Source organism: Stenotrophomonas sp. P5_B8, from assembly GCF_054049855.1.
This window is the reverse complement of sequence record NZ_JBFULO010000704.1, coordinates 1-1,210: the sequence shown is the minus strand read 5'-3', so window position 1 is coordinate 1,210 and position 1,210 is coordinate 1. Positions and strand designations below refer to the sequence as shown.

At 66.0% G+C, this 1,210-nt stretch carries 1 protein-coding gene and 1 pseudogene; both read left to right on the top strand.

Features of this window, described 5'->3' with window-relative positions; all coding sequences use genetic code 11:
• Positions 1–255: pseudogene (locus ACXJKH_RS20840) on the top strand (lipopolysaccharide assembly protein LapB); the annotation flags it as partial.
• 3 nt (positions 256–258) lie between these two features.
• On the top strand, positions 259–1,210 hold a 952-nt coding region (locus ACXJKH_RS20835), incomplete at its 3' end, for an MraY family glycosyltransferase (protein WP_457322236.1).

Below are 1,210 nucleotides of genomic sequence, written 5' to 3'. Positions count from 1 at the left end.
TATCTCGGCCGCCAGCTCAAGGATCGTCCGTCGGTTCGTGGCGAATCGGCGCTGATCGACCTGACCCTGGCCGAGGGCGCGGACGCCACCGCGACCCTGCATGACCTCAAGCACATCACCGACCAGCTGCTGGTGCGCAACCCGGCCTATCGCTGCACGCGTTGCGGTTTCGGCGCACGTACGCACCACTGGCAGTGCCCCAGCTGCAAGGAATGGGGAACGGTCAAGCCGCTGCTGAACTACGCGGTGCTCTAAGCGATGCCCGTGGCCTGGATGGTCGGGTTGCCGGCGGTGCTGGCGATCGCGGCGGCGCTCACCTGGGGTGCGCGCCATTACGCGCTGCGCCGCAACCTGATGGATCAGCCCGGCGAACGCCGCAGCCATGGCGTGGCCACCCCGCGCGGGGGCGGCATCGCGATCGTGCTGACCCTGCTGCTGGCTACGGGCGTAGCTGCGCTGGCGTGGCCCGGCGCACGTCTTCAGTTGCTGGTGTTCGGTCTTGGCCTGGTGCTGGTGGCCGGCATTGGCTGGTGGGACGATCACCGCCCGCTGCCCGCGGTCCGCCGGTTGCTGGTGCATCTGGTCGCCGCCGCGTTGGTGGCCGCGCTGGTGTGGCAGGCCAGCGGCAATCCGTGGCAGGCGCTGCTGGCGCTGCTGTTCACGACGTCGTTGATCAACATCTGGAACTTCATGGATGGCATCAACGGCATAGCCACTACCCAGGCCATCCTGGCCGGGCTGGCCTTCGCGGTGGTGATGCCCGCGCCCTTTGCCCTGACCGGCCTGGTCCTGGCCTTGGCGTGCCTGGGGTTCCTGCCATTCAACTACCCGCGGGCACGGATCTTCATGGGCGATGTCGGCAGCGGCGCGCTGGGCTATGCAATTGCCGCCCTGGTCTGCCTGGCCAGCGTGGTGACCGAGGTCAACTGGTTGCTGCTGCTAGTGCCGCTCACGGCGTTCCTCGTGGACGCAGGCTTCACACTGCTGTCGCGCATGCTGTCCGGGCAAAGATGGATGGAGCCCCACACCCAGCATCTCTACCAGCGCGCGGTCAAAGGTGGTCTGAGCCACACTTTGGTCACAGGGATGTACTTTGTTTTTGGTCTATTCAGTATTACAGTGTTTAATGCTTGCAGTGATCTGCAGCCGAGGTGGGAGGCTGCCGTAGCCGTCGCGTGGATGATCTTCGCGACCGGCCTGTGGCTACTCC